At 45.8% G+C, this 18,726-nt stretch carries 16 protein-coding genes and 1 pseudogene; 10 read left to right on the top strand and 7 right to left on the bottom strand.

The window, feature by feature from the left end; translation table 11 throughout:
• The first annotated feature begins 89 nt into the window (after nucleotides 1-89).
• The 4 genes from HUG20_RS19325 (at nucleotide 90) to HUG20_RS01905 (ending at nucleotide 1,504) form a co-directional block, all read left to right on the top strand.
• Nucleotides 90-212, top strand: a complete 123-nt coding sequence (locus tag HUG20_RS19325) for a hypothetical protein (RefSeq protein ID WP_281392492.1) — start codon at nucleotides 90-92, stop codon at nucleotides 210-212.
• A gap of 33 nt (nucleotides 213-245) precedes the next feature.
• On the top strand, nucleotides 246-389 hold the full coding sequence (locus tag HUG20_RS01915) for a hypothetical protein (RefSeq protein WP_200087405.1): 144 nt from the start codon (nucleotides 246-248) through the stop codon (nucleotides 387-389).
• 19 nt (nucleotides 390-408) lie between these two features.
• Entirely contained in the window at nucleotides 409-1,173 is a 765-nt protein-coding gene (locus HUG20_RS01910) for a prenyltransferase (protein WP_200087403.1), read from the top strand.
• Between the two features lie 181 nt (nucleotides 1,174-1,354).
• A complete protein-coding gene (locus HUG20_RS01905) occupies nucleotides 1,355-1,504 on the top strand; it encodes a helix-turn-helix domain-containing protein (RefSeq protein ID WP_200087400.1) in 150 nt (49 codons plus the stop codon).
• 1,034 nt (nucleotides 1,505-2,538) lie between these two features.
• Here the strand turns inward: HUG20_RS01905 and HUG20_RS01900 are convergent.
• From HUG20_RS01900 to HUG20_RS01880, 5 genes are all read right to left on the bottom strand, one after another.
• Nucleotides 2,539-3,432, bottom strand: a complete 894-nt coding sequence (locus HUG20_RS01900; protein ID WP_200087399.1) for a universal stress protein — start codon at nucleotides 3,430-3,432, stop codon at nucleotides 2,539-2,541.
• A 93-nt stretch (nucleotides 3,433-3,525) separates the two neighbouring features.
• Nucleotides 3,526-5,139, bottom strand: coding sequence for an L-lactate permease (locus HUG20_RS01895; RefSeq protein ID WP_200087397.1), 1,614 nt, complete (start codon nucleotides 5,137-5,139; stop codon nucleotides 3,526-3,528).
• 156 nt (nucleotides 5,140-5,295) lie between these two features.
• Nucleotides 5,296-6,906, bottom strand: coding sequence for an L-lactate permease (locus HUG20_RS01890; protein WP_200087395.1), 1,611 nt, complete (start codon nucleotides 6,904-6,906; stop codon nucleotides 5,296-5,298).
• A 108-nt stretch (nucleotides 6,907-7,014) separates the two neighbouring features.
• The gene (ggt, locus tag HUG20_RS01885; protein WP_246476495.1) at nucleotides 7,015-8,655 is read right to left on the bottom strand and encodes a gamma-glutamyltransferase; all 1,641 of its coding nucleotides are present in this window, start codon (nucleotides 8,653-8,655) and stop codon (nucleotides 7,015-7,017) included.
• Nucleotides 8,656-8,702: 47 nt separating this feature from the next.
• Complete coding sequence (locus tag HUG20_RS01880; protein WP_200087391.1) at nucleotides 8,703-9,581, bottom strand: universal stress protein; 879 nt, start codon at nucleotides 9,579-9,581, stop codon at nucleotides 8,703-8,705.
• A 607-nt stretch (nucleotides 9,582-10,188) separates the two neighbouring features.
• Here HUG20_RS01880 and HUG20_RS01875 point away from each other — a divergent pair.
• The 6 genes and pseudogenes from HUG20_RS01875 (at nucleotide 10,189) to HUG20_RS01845 (ending at nucleotide 15,899) form a co-directional block, all read left to right on the top strand.
• Entirely contained in the window at nucleotides 10,189-11,076 is an 888-nt protein-coding gene (locus HUG20_RS01875; protein ID WP_200087389.1) for a universal stress protein, read from the top strand.
• A gap of 122 nt (nucleotides 11,077-11,198) precedes the next feature.
• Nucleotides 11,199-12,323, top strand: a complete 1,125-nt coding sequence (locus HUG20_RS01870) for a zinc-dependent alcohol dehydrogenase family protein (RefSeq protein WP_200087387.1) — start codon at nucleotides 11,199-11,201, stop codon at nucleotides 12,321-12,323.
• Between the two features lie 22 nt (nucleotides 12,324-12,345).
• The gene (locus tag HUG20_RS01865) at nucleotides 12,346-12,750 is read left to right on the top strand and encodes an acyl-CoA thioesterase (protein ID WP_200087385.1); all 405 of its coding nucleotides are present in this window, start codon (nucleotides 12,346-12,348) and stop codon (nucleotides 12,748-12,750) included.
• A gap of 85 nt (nucleotides 12,751-12,835) precedes the next feature.
• The gene (locus HUG20_RS01860) at nucleotides 12,836-14,170 is read left to right on the top strand and encodes an MATE family efflux transporter (protein ID WP_200087384.1); all 1,335 of its coding nucleotides are present in this window, start codon (nucleotides 12,836-12,838) and stop codon (nucleotides 14,168-14,170) included.
• A 48-nt stretch (nucleotides 14,171-14,218) separates the two neighbouring features.
• Nucleotides 14,219-14,398, top strand: coding sequence for a small acid-soluble spore protein H (locus HUG20_RS01855; RefSeq protein ID WP_200087382.1), 180 nt, complete (start codon nucleotides 14,219-14,221; stop codon nucleotides 14,396-14,398).
• 329 nt (nucleotides 14,399-14,727) lie between these two features.
• Nucleotides 14,728-15,899, top strand: a pseudogene (locus tag HUG20_RS01845) (IS3 family transposase).
• A gap of 1,009 nt (nucleotides 15,900-16,908) precedes the next feature.
• Here HUG20_RS01845 and HUG20_RS01840 read toward each other — a convergent pair.
• Together HUG20_RS01840 and HUG20_RS01835 are read right to left on the bottom strand one after the other, a co-directional pair.
• The gene (locus tag HUG20_RS01840; protein WP_200087380.1) at nucleotides 16,909-17,484 is read right to left on the bottom strand and encodes a DUF4352 domain-containing protein; all 576 of its coding nucleotides are present in this window, start codon (nucleotides 17,482-17,484) and stop codon (nucleotides 16,909-16,911) included.
• 100 nt (nucleotides 17,485-17,584) lie between these two features.
• A complete protein-coding gene (locus HUG20_RS01835) occupies nucleotides 17,585-18,583 on the bottom strand; it encodes a helix-turn-helix transcriptional regulator (protein WP_200087378.1) in 999 nt (332 codons plus the stop codon).
• Nucleotides 18,584-18,726 lie beyond the last annotated feature (143 nt).

Below are 18,726 nucleotides of genomic sequence, written 5' to 3'. Positions count from 1 at the left end.
AAGATTTGCTATTCAGGAGCAGCGACGAACACTCGCCGCTATATTAAACATAGCCATCATTTTTTACTTTGGCAGGGGTTGGCGTTATTTTGACAGGCACAGTGCTCGGAACCGTTCTCGGACCGATAACAAGTTGGGACACGCTCTGGCACACTACCTATGGAAATCTTTGGCTCGCCGCGCTTATCACCGGTATTTTAACGCTGCTATGAGGTACTTTTGTCGGCTACCGTCGAGGATTAAACATGTTATCCAATAACCGTTTATGGACGGCTGCTGAAAGGGGGCACGTCCGCCCGTTAAACCGTGCGCTTATCATCTTGGCTCTAGTGGAAAGCGTCGAAGGACTCGGGTTTGCGATTCTTTTGACCCTGATGGTAATGCTGTAAAAAAGGAAGTGTTGATAAAGTGGCACAATTATTCGGTTACAAGGAAATGTCCGATGCCTATATCTATCACGCAACCTGGTTTCGGATGATTCGCCCGCCGACATTAACAGGCTCGATCATGTCTGTTACCGCCGGCACATTACTAGCGGCCCAGTATGTAGAGATTAATATTCTTCTTTTTATTGTTCTAATCGTCACAAGCTTGCTGATCCAGGCAGCCGTTAACATGCTAAATGATTATTTTGATTATATGAAAGGCCAAGAAGAAGGGAAATGGGAGGCATTAAAGAATACCGCCACTCTTAGAGGACCGCACTACGCACAAGTGCCTTATGTTTCTATCGCACTCACGATGCTCGTTTCCGCACTAACGCTTTGGCTCGCGTCAAAGAGCAGTTTTTGGATTATCCCCATCGGAGTTGTCGGTCTCATGATCGGTTATTGCTATTCTGCCGGGAAACGATCCCTATCCAGTTTAGGCCTCATGATCTTGACGAATAATATTCGTGATATCCAAAAAGACAGCACCACGCGTCGAACGGTGCCAATCCGTATCGGCAAGAGAAATGCCATACGTCTACTCATCGCTATCTTGGCTGCTGCCTACACGAGTAGCTTGCTCATCTTCCAATCCCTTTTGGTCATCGCTTCCCTTCTCGTTGCCATTGCACTCGTCCGCCATTTTTATGTTTCGGATGGGTTTAGCCCAATCAACCTCGCTGCTTTCCATCATGCCGCCCACAGTCTAATTTTGATTCTAACGATGGTTTTTCAATTTCAATAGAATTCAGAAAAAACCGGAAAGGATGCATAAAAGATGAAAAAAGCCGTTTTTGACATTCACCCCATTTCTTGTGTGGGTTGCGCAAAAAAATCGAAGATCGATTCCATCAGCATCAAGGTCTACTGGCAATCAACGTCTATGGGCAATTAGGGAAAATATTAATGAGGTACTTGAACTGCCAATGACCAGAGCTGACCTCGCCTCCTATTTGGGCACCACCCCTGAAACGATTAGCCGCAGACTTTCTGTTCTTGAAGATCAAGGGGTCATTCAACAGCTCACGAATAAACAAATAAAAATCCTTGATATGAATGGTTTATTGCTCATCTAGCAAAAGGTAACGTCATACGTACATTAGAATTAATTAGTGCACCACGTCGTAAATAAACGGCGACCATCTATAATTATGGTGTCAAAATAAGTATTCGTGCCCTAACGCGGGATAGCGGAAGTCGTTAGGGCACGAATCGTTGCTTGTTGCATGCTTAGGGAAACAGGAAATTTTGTCGGGATAGATAGTCAGGCGCGCGCACCAAATTGGCCACGTTTCCTGAAGCCCCCCCTACGATCCCGGACGGTCGGATTTCCCGAGTCCGGTTCTGACCTTGGATCAATCATAAATGAGCCTTCCTTCGTCACCCCAGGCTTAAGTGACGACACCCACGTTCCCCCATTGATAACAAGTTTACTCATCCATGAGCTTTCCTATTGGGTTGTTAAAGTCTCTGTGTCCTTTGCCCTCAAAGCATCCAAGTGCCCAGAGGCCCTTCGCTCAACTCACGGCGTTACCATAAGCTGAAGGATGTACAAACCCTTAGAAGGGCATTACCCCTTCCTCCTCGCTACTACGACCTCATGCGTCAATCCTAAATCCTCCGTTCACTTTCGTTGTTACCTTATATGACCGGTCTTTGCTGGTTGTTGTCGTCCCAGCTGGAAGTAGGACCTTCCCGTCGTTATCTCTGAAAATCTTTCCCTAGATGCCAGAACCCATATCCCGGCTTCTCCTGTGGTGCCTTTGACCGTTTCTTCCCACAGGACTTCGGCCTTCCCCAGTGGCTGAACAGGTCGGCGAATCGCATTATCCCTTCAACAGCTTCTGAAGGGGTGCATTTTCAGGACTGCAGTATTCGTTAAAGCCTTCTGGCCTCTAGGTTTGCTCGCCGCACAGGCTGTTTTGACCTTGCATTCTCTGTGTCATACAGGCCGCCGCGACTTTTACTTCCGAGCAGAACGTGATTTGTTACCTCCTCACGCATCGGATATGCTAATTGTCTGAATCGGTCAATTGACAATAGGAGACTCTCACTCCATTAGATTCTCAGCCTTGACGGCTGCTCCCAACCACCCTGCACTAGACTCAAGTCATCCATTTCTTACCGTAAGAATATCGGAAGGCGCGTGGTGAACGGAGGCATGGGCCACACTGCCGGTAAAGAGCCGTTTCATTGCACCTCGTCCGGTTGCCGCGGTAACGAGCAAGTCGATGTCGTTTTCAACTGTAAGGGTACGCGGAATTTCCGTCCGAGGGTTCCCGTAATAGAGAATTGTTTCAACATCTTTTACCCCTTCATCCTCCGCCTTTCGCTTGTATTTTCCTAACATTTCCTGCTGTTCAGTATCTTTATCCGGTGCTTCCCCATCCGATTCATGCTTTTGCATCTCTAATGCCCCATAAGTATAAGGGCCCCCCTGTACTTCAACCACATGCGCGATTTTAAGGGTTGCTTCTGCTATCTTTGCCACATCGATCGCCTTAGCCAATGCTTGTTCCGATTGCTCGGAACCGTCCACGGCCACGAGGATGTTCCGATATAAAGTTGCATCCGCCTCACCTTTAACGGTAAGCACATCGCTTGCCGACCGGCGTACACTAGCTTCCGTTACGCTTCCAACCAATATCCTTTCGGTTGTATTCAACCCGCTCCCCCCGGCAACTAATAAATCTGCGTCATATTCATCGACGAGTGTTTTCGGGATTTCAACCCGGGGATTCCCTGACTTCACAATTGTTTGGATATCCTTTATCCCAAGTGCTTCCGCTTGCTTTTTACTATTTTCAACCAATTCATCTGCGCTCTTTTTGATCTCATCCCACAGGTTATCCCCATATAGACTTAGTTTTGGAAAACTGCGCGTGTCAATGACGTGGCCGATGACGAGACCGGCACCATATCGTTCAGCAGTGCGGCTTGCTTTTTCTAATGCTTGATCCGATTGCTCGGACCCGTCAACGACGACAAGAATTTGCTTATACATGTGTTTGCCTCCTTTTTTTCTAATAACCAAGAACAATTCTCATAGTAGTGTATCACAGAGATGACCAGATTTGAGACTAACTCTGAAGCCTTTTTATCCAAATATAAAGTGGAGCAACACCACTGCTGTGGAAACAGTTACTCCCACAACGAACACAAAGACAATCGTAATTCTATAAACCTCGGCCTCCCTCCCCTGTGCACCTGCCGTACTCGTGCCAAGAATGACATTGGCGGGTGCAATAATATTTCCGATGGCCCCACCGGCGGACTGGGTTGCGATCACAAGAGGGAAGGAAAGACGCTCCATCGAATCTGCCACTGCACCATGCAGAGGAGCAAAAAGCACATTTGATGAGGTGTTGGATGAAGTCATAAAGGAACCAACAATTCCGATTACACTTGCTATAGCAGTATAAACAGCCGGTGACGAAACTTCTGCAATGCCAAATGCAATCACATTCGTCTGGCCGGAGTTTTCCATAATCATCGCCATCGTCATAAATCCTGTTATCGCAAAAGTTGCACCTAAAGCATTATTTTTTGCACCGGTAACTATATTTTTCTTCGCTTCCTTTTCCATTAAACCCAAATATTTATACCAAATGTATGCGAAAGCAGATGACAGGAGCAAAAAGAATGCCGGATGAGTTAAAGGCGCCATGGGGTTATAGGCCTCCTGTGCCTCCACCTGAAATCCATAGCCCGTTTCGACTGCAGGAAAAGAAAATCCAAATGAAAATTGATTCAAAAAATCTTGCATCGGCGTTATTCCTAACATGATAACCGTTGATACGGATAATACATAATAAGGCATAAATGCCTGATGGAGTGAAATGGCCGGTTTGTCTTTTTCCTCTTCATCCATTTTTTTAAGAATCGTTGTTTCCTTCTCCAAACCAGTCTTTCGACTATATCTTTCCGTTCTTTTTTCCAGCAAGAAAAGAGCGCCTATAGCCAAAGTGGCAGGGATAAATGCACTCAATTCAGGATTAAAAGTTACAATGGCAAGCTGGCCGCCGCCGTGTATCAAGGAAATGACAACAACAGCAATCCAGCCCTCTTTGATTCCTCTGCCCTTTGCAAATATCCAACAGATCGCAAACCCGGCAATAATATTTGGGATCCATAGCAATATGCCTGTATAAAGAAGCGTTAATACTTGATTCTCAATGTGCACGACATTTGTGGTTGCAATCCATGCAACACCAAGCGTGCCAAACGTATTTGCCCAAGCATGTCCGATTAACGGGATGACAATAGCGGCAATCGGTTTAACACCTATTCCTATTAAAAGAGGAGCAACAACGACAACCGGCACCCCAAAACCCGCCACGCCTTGTAGGAAAGAGGCAAATACCCAACCAAATCCAAGCACTAAAAACAAATAGTTTTCACTATAACTTTGTATCTCATGTCTGATCACTCGAAATGATCCCGATCGCTCTGTCGTATGGTAGAGCAATAGCGCCGTCCATATAACAAGCAAAATATAAAAAGCTTCCCAAATGCCCTTTCCAAATCCAACTGCCACATTTTCAAGAGGGGCTTGGAATATAAAAAACGAAACTAATGTTGCAACGCCCATGGCGATCCATCCCGAGATACCGCCGGACCATTTAAAAACGGCAAGCATCAATAGGAGCAGTATCATTGGGGCAATTGCGAGCGACCAATGCAAGAGATCTACTGGTAAATGATTTTCCATAGGAAGAATCCTCTCTCTTAACTATAGCGCTGGGCATTCACCGAAGCTTGCTTGCCTCTCCCTCGGCTAAAGCATCGGGATTTTGAAGTTCGGCCCCCCTCTCTCAAGAGGAGGTTTTTCTTGCTGAAGTTCCATCGCACGCTGAAACACCTATTATTAACCAAACAACAAGTGGAACAGTATCGATACTGCAGAAACAATCACACCAACAATTAATAAAAAGGCAAACGCGGATCTATAAACCTCGGACTCTCTCCCCTGTGCTCCTGTCGTACTCGTGCCGAGAATAACATTGGCAGGCGCAATGACATTTCCGATTGCCCCACCGGTGGATTGAGCCGCGATTACAAGTGGCAAAGAAAGACGTTCCATCGAGTCAACCACTGCACCGTGCAGCGGAGAAAAAAGCACATTCGATGAAGTATTCGACGAAGTCATAAATGCCCCCACGATTCCGATGACATTTGCCATCCCAACATAAACAGCCGGCGTTGAAACTTCTGCAATCCCAAATGCGATCACATTCGTCTGACCGGAATTTTCCATAATCATGGCCATGGCCAAAAATCCTGTTAACGAAAAGGTTGCGCCTAAAGCCTCATTCTTCACTCCTGTAGATATATTTTTAATCGACCCCTTTTTCATTAACCCTAAATATTTATACCAAATGTAGGCGAAAACAGATGATAGGAGCAAAAAGAATGCCGGATGGGTGAAAGGAGCCATAGGGTTGTAAGCTTCTTCTGCCTCCACCCCAAAACCGTAGCCCGTTTCGACTGCAGGGAAGGAAAATCCGAATGAAAATTGATTTAAAAAGTCTTGGACCGGCGTTATTCCTATACCGATAATCGATATGACCGATAACACATAATAAGGCATAAATGCCTTATGAAGAGAAATGTCCGGTTTGCCTTCTTCGTCGTCATCCATTTCTTTAAGAATCGTCGTCTCCTTCTCCAGACCTGTTTTCTGACTGTAGCGTTTCATTCTTCCCAGTAGGAATAGGGCACCTAAAGCCAAGGTGGCAGGAATAAACGCACTTAATTCGGGGGTAACTGTTACAAGGGCAAGTTGGCCACCGCCTTGTATCAAGGAAATGACAACAACAGCAATCCAGCCCTCTTTGATCCCTTTGCCCTTTGCAAATATCCAACAGATCATAAAACCGCCAATGGCAATGGGGATCCATAACAATACGCCCGTATAGAAAAGCGTCAATACTTGATTTTCAATATGTACGACATTTGTCGTCGCGATCCACCCAAGGGCAAGGGTCCCAAACATTTTTCCCCAGGCATGCCCGATTAAAGGGATAACGATCGCGGGAATCGGCTTTACACCTATACCGACCAAAAGAGGGGCAACAATCGCAATCGGGGCTCCAAAGCCTGCCACACCTTGCAGGAAAGAGGAAAAAACCCAGCCAAATCCAAGCACTAGAAACAGATAATTTTCACTATAGTTTTGTATCTCATGCCTGATCACTTTGAATGATCCTGATTGCTCGGTCGTACGATAAAGCAATAACGCTGTCCATACGACGAGCAAAATATAAAAAGCCTCCCATAGGCCTTTTCCAAATCCAACCGCCACATTATCGAAAGGGGCCTGGAATATAAAAATAGATAGAGATGCCGCAATCCCCATCGCGATCCAGCCCGAGGTACCGCCGGACCACCTAAAAACGACAAGCATCAATAGGAGCAATATCATTGGGGCAATTGCAAGCGACCAGTGCAAGAGATCTACCGGTAAATTACTTTCCAATCGGGAGTCCTCCCTCATTATGATGAAATAGGATTTTTGACGGCAAGACAAGGAACTCCTTGCCTTGCCTTATTTTGCTTTCCCCCATTGGTTTAAAAGGGGAACTCCTTACCAGCTCAAGGCTATGCCATCTCCGCGCGGATCTGCACCGGCGGCGTATACTCCGCGATCATGATCAACGACAATTCCTTGCGCATGTCCCATCAGTTGGGAGTAGGCTTCTACTTTTTCTACCGTGTGGCCTCGATCGATCAGTTCATCCATTGTCTTGGCGGATATTCTTTCTTCCAGTTTCAGTGTCGTACTGTCCGCACCCCATGTTTTCCCGTACAACCAACGAGGGGCTTCAATGGCCTGTTGCATGTTATAACCGAAATCAACGACTCGAGTAAATAGGGCACACTGGGTTTGCGGCTGTCCCTCACCGCCCATTGATCCGAACAACATAAAAAGCTTGCCATCCTTTAAGGCCATTGCAGGAATAATCGTGTGAAATGTACGTTTATTCGGTTCTAAAGTGTTTATATGATCCTCTTTAAGACTGAAGTACGATCCGCGATTTTGTAATAGAATACCGCTCCCTTCCGGTATAAACCCGGAACCAAACTCATGGTAGATGCTTTGAATCAGAGAAACGCCATTGCCCTCTCCATCAGCAACACTAAGGTATACGGTATCCCGGCTCCCTTGTATTTCCGGAAGTTCTTCCAAATCATCGAGGCTATAAACTTCTTCCCATGACAAATGGGTGCGTACTTTTTTAGAAAGGCTTTTTGAGAGTAATAAGTCGTAAGGAATGGTGATCGATCTCGAATCTGTCACCCATTCATCCCTATATCGAAACTTTAATTTGGCGGTCTCTGCCAATAGATGATAATAATCGGTTGTCCCATCGCCAATCGAAGTCATATCATAGCTCTCAAGCATATTAAACATCATAAGCACGGCAATGCCTTGTGTATTTGGCTTCACTTGATAAACGTCGTATCCCCTATAATTCGTAGAAATCGGATCTTCCCAGTCGACTTGATGATCCTCAAAATCTTTTTTGACTAATAAACCGCCATGCTTTTCCAAAGAAGCGATGATTTTATCCGCAATCACTCCTTCATAAAAAGCCTTTCTGCCATCTCTAGCGATTTGCTTGAAAGACCATGCCAAGTCAGGCTGAACAAAAATCTCACCTGCTTGTATAGGGGATCCATTAACAAAGAACGTTTTCTTCGTCTCTGGGTAAGCACTTAAAATATCCGCTTTTTCCGCAATAAATTTGCTCGTTTTCTCCGTGAGTGGAAACCCATTTTCTGCATAATAAATCGCATCTTCAAATAATGCAGCCCATTCCACCTTTCCGTAGCATTGATGAAGGGCCCACCATGCATCGACGGTACCGGGAACGGTGTTTGCTGATAAAGGTCCGCGTTCCGGAATTTTGTCAAGATCCTTCTGTATGTAAACAGACCTTGTTACTTGGCTGCCCGAGGAACCGCTACCGTTTAAGGCTTGAACTTTATTTTCGGACTGGTCCCAGACGAGCGAAAACAAATCGCCACCCAATCCTGACATATGCGGGAGAACGACACAGAGGACAGAATTAACGGCAATCGCCGCATCGACTGCATGCCCATCTTTTTCAAGGATTTTTTTTCCTGCCTGTGTCGCTAAATAATGCGGAGAAGTCACTGCTCCCCTTGCCCCTTCAGCCACTGGTCTTCCCGTAGCCGCAAATTGATCTGTGTACTGTACCAATGGTTTTCCCCCTTTTTGGATATCTTGCTCTTCACATCGCGCAGCCATTATGTTCTCACCGTGAGAATATCAGCAGGTGTGTGATGAATGGAAGCATGGGCCACACTGCCGGTGAAAAACCGTTTCAATGCACCACGCCCGGTCGCCGCAGTGACGAGCAAGTCGATGTCATTTTGAACGGTTAGCGTGTTTGGCACTTCCAACCGTGGGTTTCCGTAATGGAGAATGGTCTCGACATCCTCGACTCCTTGCTCCTCTGCCTTTTGTTTGTATTTTTCCAGCATTTCCTTTTGTTCAGTATCTTTATCGGATTCTTCGATTCGTTGCATCACTAGAAAATCATAGGTATAAGGCCCTCCTTGGACTTCGACTACATGCGCGATTTTAAGCGTCGCTCCGTGTGTTTTTGCGACATTAATCGCTTTTTCCAACGCTTGCTCCGATTGCTCGGAACCGTCCACGGCCACAAGAATGTTTCGATACGAGTTTTCCTCCGACTCATCTTTAACGGTAAGAACATCGCTGGATGACCGACGTACACACGCTTCCGTTACGCTCCCAACCAATATCCGTTCCACCGTGTTCAACCCGCTTCCTCCAACAACTAATAAATCTACGCCATATTCATCGACGAATCTTTCCGGGATTTCAACCCGGGGGTTCCCGGAGGAAACAACCGTTTGGACATTTTTTACCCCAAACGTTTCGGCTTGCTTTTTACTATTTTCCAGTAATTCATCTGCGCTCTTTTGGATTTCATTCCACAGGGAATCCCCATATGGGCTTGCTCTTGAAAAACTGCGCGTGTCAAGCACATGACCAATGACAAGGCCGGCACCATGTCGTTCAGCAGTGCGGCTTGCTTTTTTTAATGCTTGATTCGATTGCTCGGACCCATCAACGACGGCCAGTATTTGTTTGTACATGGTTATAGCCATTCCTTTCGCTGCGCTCAGGGCACAAAACGTTTTTAAAATAAGTTGCGCCGAGCGCTTTTTGTTTTGTACTAAAAATATAGGGATACACACAGTTCAGGGATAACCGAATGGTTGAAATTTTGACAGGACTAATCATTGTATACCCCATTTATTGTGGCATAAACGTCCACAAAGGCGTCACGACGAGAAGGCTAAACACAATTGCAACCGGAAAGTATTAGTTCTATATGCATTCTTTGTTTAAAATTCGTGATACTTTTATTATAGGAAAGGGAACGTCTCCGGGGGTATTAGGGAATGTCCCGATTCATTGCAGGAGATTCCCTGATAATTTGTTGGATATTGTCACGACGATAACACTTTATTATCATACATAGATATTTTTTACTTATAAATCTATGAAAAGTGACACCTGACAGTTTTTTTCGGTAATGATTCAGGTTATGAGAAAAAGGGTATAGAATATTAAATAAAAAATTATGGGGAATGTGCAGAAAATGATATAATAATGAAAAAACATGTGAGGAGGATAGAACGGTCGTTCTTTTTATGTCCAAAAACAATGATGCAAGTCTAGCACAAGGAGGCCAAACTTATGTACAAGCACATTCTCGTTTCCATTGACGGCTCTAAACCGTCCAATCATGCATTGACAAAAGCGATTGACTTGGCGAAACACTACAATTCCGCTCTTTTGATCAGCCATGTGATTGATGCAAGAAGTTTCCCCACTATGGCAGGTCCTCATCACGGTGAGCTACAGTCCCAATACAATAAGACGGCCGAGGAGCTGTTGGAAAAATCAAAAAAGGAAGCAGAAGATGCCGGTTTGGAACAAGTTCAAACCATTTTATGGAACGGGAATCCCCGTTTTGAGATTCCGGATAAAATGACGAAAGAATATAACATCGATTTATTGATTGTTGGGGAGAGCGGAAGGAACGCAGCGGAACGAATGATCATCGGAAGTGTAACGGAAGCATGTATACGCCGCTCCCCCTGTGATGTCCTCACCGTTAAAAACAAAACAAGCACCACGCTCTACCGGAGAATTCTCGTAGCGGTTGACGGCTCCAAACAAGCAGAAAAAGCGTTGGCAAAAGCTATAGAGTTGGCTAGCATTCATCAGGCTAAGCTAACCATCGCCCATATATCGGAATGGGGGACCTTCGCAAAGGATATCGCTTTCTATCAACACTCTTACGTGGCAGAAGTCCAAAAAGAATCGGAAGATATGTTGAAAAAATACAAAGAGCAAGCAGAAAACCAAGGATTGAAAGATGTACAAACAATCTTGCGTTCCGGGAATCCGCGTCTTGAAATCCCCCGCGTCCTCACGGTTGAAAATAGCTGCGACCTTCTGATCACAGCAGAAACGGGTCAACACGCAGTTTCTCGTTTTTTTACCGGTAGCGTGGCCGAATCATCGGTACGCCGCTCCTCTTGCGATGTGATTACCGTCAAAAAAGAGCAAATGGCGTGAATATAATAGGGAGGTTGAGCCGGACGCCTCCTACGCTTGTCCGAGGTTAACCATTCGCTTCGGACATTTTTTGTTTGCTGCACCACAGTCAGAAAATGAATAACAGAGAGGAGACGTTTTATATGAAAATGAAATCAGCGGTACTGCGCGAATCAGGAGCCCCATCTCCCTATGAACAAAGCCGCCCCCTAACCATCGAAACATTGGAATTAGATCCCCCGCAACAGGGAGAAGTCTTAATACAAATCAAAGCAGCAAGTCTCTGCCATTCTGATTTATCGGTTATTAATGGTTCCAGACCACGACCCTTGCCAATGGCATTGGGCCATGAAGCATCCGGGGTTGTCGTCGAAACAGGGAAAGGCGTCAATGATTTTGAACCCGGTGACCATGTTGTATGTGTATTCATCCCAAGCTGCGGACAGTGCCTCCCATGCAAAGAAGGACGCCCCGCCTTATGTGAGAATGGAGCAAAATCAAATAATGAGGGGACGTTGCTAACTGGAGGAAAAAGGATACATGCCGAAGATGAATTGATTCATCACCATTTAGGGATATCGGCGTTTTCCGAATATGCGGTTGTCGCTGAACAGTCGTTGGTAAAAGTGGATAAAGACATTCCGTTTGAACAAGCGGCCCTATTCGGCTGTGCAGTAATCACAGGGGTTGGTGCGGTTGTGAATACTGCAGGCATAAACATGGGTGAAACAGTGGCCATTGTAGGACTTGGCGGGGTTGGGTTAAGCGCGCTTATCGGTGCAAGGGCTTCCGGAGCCGGAAAGGTTGTTGCCCTGGATATTAATGATAAAAAATTGGCTTTGGCACAGGAACTGGGAGCCACTGAAACGTTCAATTCTGCTAAGGAAGGGGTCGTCGAACAAATACGAGAAGCAACCGACGGCGGTCTCGACTATGTCTTCGAAACAGCAGGAGCCGTACCGGCTATGGAGGTTGCTTACAAAATTACAAAACGCGGGGGAACGACCGTAACGACAGGACTCCCGCATCCGGAGCATCACTTTTCCTTTCCCTATGTCAGTTTAACAGCGGAAGAAAAAACCTTGAAAGGCTCTTATGTCGGGAGTTGTATTCCGGACAGAGACGTCCCGAGATTTATCGACTTATTTAAACAGGAGCGTCTTCAGGTCGATCAATTAGTGACCGAAAGCCACTCGGTGGAGGAAATTAATAAAGGATTTGATAAACTTGCTACCGGGGAGTCCTCCCGGATCATCATTACATTTTAGTAGACATTATGGAGGAGAGAATATGTACAGAAAAATAATAGAACCGAGGGTTTCTGAAACAGACGGTGTCAGACACATTAATAACACCGTCTTACCCGTCTGGTTGGAAGCAGCACGAAATCCTATTTTTAAATTATTTACACCGGATGATTCATTTGAAAATTGGCGAATGATTATCCTCCATACCTCGATTGATTATAGGAGCCAGATTTATTTTGGAACGGATGTTGACGTGTACACATGGGTGAAACGAATCGGAACATCAAGCCTTGAGCTATATGAAGAGATTCACCAAGGCAGCATCCTCTGTGCAAAGGGCACAGCAATTTATGTGAATTATAACCATATGGAAAAGAAATCAGAGCCTATTCCCACGCGAATTAGGGAGCAACTGGAAGAACATTTGTATCACAGCGAAGAGGAGTAATCATTTTTCAATAAATTATACGTATGCATCATCCAGCAAATGCTAAACTATGTTAGATACCATTCGTGAACTGGAGCCTTTATCAATGACAACTGCAACTTCCAATCCTTTAGACATACAACCCGTTCGGAAAGTACTATTTCGTTACCTCTTCCCGTCTATGATCGGCATGATGTTAATGGCGGTGAATTACGTCGTCGATGCGGTCATGGTCGGCAACAAGTTGGGGGCGCTGTCGCTCGCAGGCATTAATCTTGCAAGTCCGGTATATACCCTTTTTGTCGGAATATCGATTTGGATCGGCGTAGGAGGGGCAACCCTTTATTCGCAACGGATGGGCGCCGGCGAACATAAACGGGCACGCCAGATTTTCTCCCACTCAGTCATGTTAATCATTGCATTAACAGCCATTGTCTGTGTAACCGCGTTGACCTTTCATGAAGCACTCGTTTTTGCCCTTGGCGCCAATGCGGAAACCGCTCCCTATGCATCCGCATACTTGAACGTCTTTTTAGTGTTTGGCCTTATTTTAACTTTGGAGAACGCTTGCAGCATTTTCGTCCGTAATGATGGCAGCCCAACACTCGCCATGGCCGCCTTGATTACAACAGCTGTTTCCAACTTTGTCATGAATTTCATTATACTTTATATCCTAGGTTGGGGGCTGCGGGAAATCGCCTTCGGGACCATGATAGCAGCAGGATTAGGGTTGCTCGTTCTTAGCATTCATTTCTTTCAAAAGAAAAACAACCTCAAGTTCGTGAAGATTCGCTTCGAAAAAGCATTGTTCATGATCACCATTGCACTTGGATTCCCGAGTTTTCTCGTAGAATTAGGTATATCCATTTTCACAATCGCACACAATGTCGCATTTTCATGGCTGCTCGGAACCGATGGAGTTGCTGCATTTTCCGTCATTAACTACGTGCACACGATGATGCTGCTCCTGTTTCTCGGGTTAGGGCAAGGCGTACAACCGGTCATTAGTTATTTTCACGGGGCAAACGCGACAGATAAAAAAAGAGAAGCGTTACGTTTAAGCCTTATAACGGGGACAGCGGTCGGAATTGTTTTCATGATTCTCGGGCAGACGGGCGCGAATGTGATCATCCAAGTGTTCGGAAATCTACCGGAACAAGTCGCGGAACTCGCGACAACCGGGATTCGACTCTTTTTTCTTTCGTATCTTTTCTTAGGGTTAAACTTTGTTGCGATGACGTATTTTCAATCGATTGGGCATGTAAAAAAAGCAGTACTCATCACCGCCGGACGCGGCATTGTGTTTATGCTTCTTTTTCTTTTCACACTCCCTGTCATATTCAACAACGCAAACGCTGCCTGGTTCGCCGTTCCGCTAGCGGAAGTTACAGTTGCCGCGCTGCTCGTCATCTATTATTTCAGAACAAAAAATGCAGCATAAGATGACGAAGGACGACACATGCTACACGGGAAAAGGAGGCAGGAATTCTTGGATGAACAACGAGCGCAAGAAATTGCACACTCGCCGGATATGAAACATGTGACACATGGAGGAACCCCCATCTATATTCAGCACGTGGATGAAGAAAACGGGACCGCGCGTATTTTTCCGGTTGATCAACCGGAAAAAGAACAAAGTGTATCGGTGAATAGCTTGATGGAACATTAGAGAAGGACGAGTGCTTCTCTAATGCAGAGCAAAGTAGAAACATGGATTTTCGTACCTTTAAACAGGATGATTTATCAAACAGGGGGACGATGTGGATTGTCTAGCGTCCTTTAAAATAGAATAATCCTTTATTTGAGGGACGTTGGAAGGGCCTAGCGTCCTTTAAAATAGAATAATCCTTTATTTGGGGGACGCTGGAAGGGTCTAGCGTCCTTTAAAATAGAATAATCTTTAATTTGAGGGACGCTGGAAGGCCTAGTTGGAGGTAGAATAAAAGTTGGACACACAAAATTGGTGCGTTGTTACAATGGATCTAAAGGAGTGTGCCGATAGTGCAACATCATGATATAGAATTTAAGCGGTATGCGGTGAAACTCATCGTTCAGGAGGGGAAAAAGCGAGCGGATGTCGCGAGAGAGCATGGGATCTCCGATAGCACGCTGGAAAATTGGGTGAGAAATTATCGGGAGGACAAGGGAGACGCCCTTTTCGGAAACGGTTATCTCACGCCAGCGGAAGAGCAGCATCAAAGGGATATGAAACGAATTGAGGAATTGGAAGAAGAAGTGGCGATTCTAAAAAAGGCGGCGGCCTTCTTCGCCAAAAACCAGGCGTAATCTATGCCTTCATCGAGGAACACCGACACGAGTTTCGTGTGGCGAAGATGTGCAAGGTTTTAGGTGTTTCCAGAGGCGGCTATTATGAATGGCGTAACCGTGCGCAATGCTCGCAAAAACAGCGGAAGGCATCCATCGTCGAAGCCATAAAAGAAATCTTCGTTCAATCCCGAAAAACGTATGGGAGTCCGCGGATAACGATGGAACTGTATAAACAAGGCTTAACGGTCACACAGAAAACGGTCTCGACTTATATGCGAGAATATGGGCTTCGTCCAAAGAGCGCCAGTAAGAAAGGGAAAAAGACAACGGATTCCAATCATCATCAACCGATTTATCCCAACCTGCTTAAACGAGATTTTCATACGGAGCAGCCCGGCGAGACTTGGGTGGCGGATATCACCTATATCTGGACCCGGGAAGGCTGGCTTTATCTAGCATCAGTGATGGACTTATTTTCTCGAAAGGTCATTGGCTGGAATATCAGTCACCGTCTCACGAAAGAACTGGCTACGACTGCCCTACATCGGGCTATGCGCCTTCAACCGCCGCAAGAGGGACTCATCCATCATTCGGACCGGGGGAGCCAATATGCGTCCCATGACTACCAGGCCATTCTCCGGGAACACGGCATGCGCACAAGTATGAGCCGGAAAGGCGATTGTTATGACAATGCGTGCATCGAGTCTTTTCATGCAACCATCGAAAAAGATCTGCTTGCGCATGAAACCTACGATACACGGGAGGAGGCTAAGATGAGCGTTTGGGAGTATATTGCCTGCTTTTACAACGAAGAACGCACGCATTCCACCATTGGCTATGTGTCGCCTAACCAATTCGAACGGCAGTATAGACAAGCTCAAGGAGGCGATACGACGGCGTAACGAAAAACGCGGAAAACAAGCATGATCGTTATTGCTGGGAGCCGTGAACTTTACCTTTGACAGCTGTGCCCGATTCCGCGATCCGACGGTTGGGGATCGGGGCCCCCGGCCGCAGGATCGTGTGAATCGATCGGTTCGTGGTATCCTAAGCATGCGGCTGATGCTAACATGAGTTTTTTCTTCCAGCCGCCATCAGATGCACACCACGAACCGAAACAGCTGTCAAAGGCGGCGGATTTGGAGAAGAGTCGCTTGAAACTTGAAGACTGAAAAGGCACCAATTTTTGTGCTCGTATTATTGACATAACTCCATAGTGTCCTTTAAAATAGAATAATCCTTTATTCGAAGGACGCTGGAAGGGCCTAGCGTCCTTTAAAATAGAATAATCCTTTATTTGAGGGACGCTGGAAGGGGTAAAAAGACAAATCATCGAAGGCGCGTTATTAATTGTCGGGATAGAAGTCAGGCGCGCGCACCAAATTGGCCACGTTTCCTGAAGCCCCCTACGGTCCCGGACAGTCGGATTTCCCGAGTCCGGCTCTGACCTTGGATCAATCATAGATGAGCCTTCTTTCGTCACCGTAGGCTTAAGTGGCGACACCCACGTTCACCCATTGATGGCAAGTTTACTCACCTATTAGCTTTCTATTGGGTTGCGACCTTGCATTCTCTGTGTCATACAGGCCGCCGCGACTTTTACTTCCGAGCAGAACGTGATTTGTTACCTCCTCACGCATCGGATATGCTAATTGTCTGAATCGGTCAATTAACAATAGGAGACTCTCACTCCATTAGATTCTCAGCCTTGACGGCTGCTCCCAACCACTCTGCACTAGCGGAAGGAAAGTAACTTCCAATGGTACAACAAGCCCGATTTTGCCCCTTAAATTAAGTTGGGATCTAGAGCTCTTCCCAATAGATTTCAAGTATATCAAACACCGGTACTGATACTATACGCACGAAAATAGGGCCGCTGCTTTTTTGAGCAACGACCCCGTATTTCTTTTATTAAATATCCGTAATCGTCCAAATGGCTTGCCCGCTTGTGAACGGATTTTCAAAGATGAACTCATATTCGTCTGATTCATTTACATCAAATGGAACTTCCCCGCGGTTGTCACGATCAGGACCAATTTCGCCATCGAGAGAACCATCCGCTTCCGTAAATATCGTTACGTCATGAGTATAACCTTCGTCATCCTGAAGACTCATTTGTAGCATTGTTGAGATGTCTGCGGATTCATCAGTCGTGTTTTCAATCGTGAGATCAAGAATGACATAATGATCATTATCCGGTGATTCAAATTCGCCACCTTCACTTGTGTAAGCATCATTTAATGTAATATCAAGCCCATCAAAGTTCATGGTGTCACCGATCGATATTTCTTCTTCTACCGTTTCGGTTTCTTCATCTTCAGCCCCCTCATTCTCATCAGCATCCTCAGCTTGATCTACATCATCATCCTCTTCCGCTGACACTTCCGTGTCTCCGTCATCTTCGACCTCTTCAATTTCACTCGCCCCACATGCCGCAACCGCCACCAACGTCATACTGAGTCCAAGTGTTACCATCCATTTTTTCATTCTTCATTTCCCCCTATCATTGATGTTGTTGATCTGCTTTCTATTATAGGGGTGAAGGTGACAACTACTGTCAGGGGTGAGGAAAAATTTTATTTTTTTCTCAAGACGGTTTGTATCGCTCGCTTTGCTGTTTAAAAAAGGCGTGTAGTTCTTCACGTATGTATTGAGGCTCCAACAATTCAGCATCGAGACCGAAACCCCGCACCCAGCGGAGAAACTCTTTTGTACTTTGCAACGTCGTCGTGAGCAGCAACGAACCATCTCCTTCAGTTTTCAATTCAGTATCTGCGTAAAAGTTGAATTCCTTTACGTAGCGAGCGATGTCTTCATGAAAACGTACGACGAACGTCGTCTCCTCCTCATCGTCGGCGAAAATCGACCAACGGGCGGATAAGTAGTCATCGATGTTGAAATCTTCCTCCATCGTAAACGTTTCATCCCCAACACGTGCACCATGGATCCGATTAAGCCGAAAAATACGATAATCTTCCCGAGTCGCGCAATAACCAACGACGTAAAGATGACCGCTGCGCGGAATAATGAAGTAAGGATGAATATTGCGGTGGGAAACTTGATCACGATAGATGGCGTAGTATTCGATTTCGAGCACCTTATTTTCCGTGATCGAGTGAAAAAGCGATGGCATCACACGGTTTGTATCTTTTTCCCCGGCTTGGTCATGGAACCGAATGCGATTGCCGAGTTCCTGCCTTAATGCTGTTACATCCCCAGAATCACGGTCTTTTGTGATTTCCTTCATTTTTTCGATTCCGGAACGATACGCACGGTGGTATGGATGATCCCGCACAGTCATGTCCTGAGACATTTGGGGATAGACGGTTAGTGCGAGCCATTCTTCTTTTGACAAATAACGAATAGGTGAATTAGGGTTCTGGAGCAATCGATAGCCATATCTCCCTTCCGTGATGTATTGATACCCCAAAGCGTCAATCTCTTTCATATCACGATAAATGGTTCGCACCGTCGTATGGCAGTATTCGGCAAGTTCCCTTGCCGTCACCGTCGCGTTGTCCCTTAGTAAAGTAAGAATGGAGAACAGCCGCTCTGTCTTTGCAACGTCCCTGGTCGTTTCCTCCATTTGTCCTCTCTCCTTTCCGACTTCAAATGATGAAAAACACAATGGATTACACGCGATTATACAATTCATTACGAAGAAAACGCCGAGCTATTTGAAAAATTTCCGCGTCACCCTATCGGTTGTACGTTCGGCTACACGCCTCC

It is taken from the genome of Salicibibacter cibi (assembly GCF_016495865.1).
Lineage (GTDB): Bacteria > Bacillota > Bacilli > Bacillales > Marinococcaceae > Salicibibacter > Salicibibacter cibi.
This window is presented reverse-complemented; position numbering and strand designations above follow the sequence as displayed.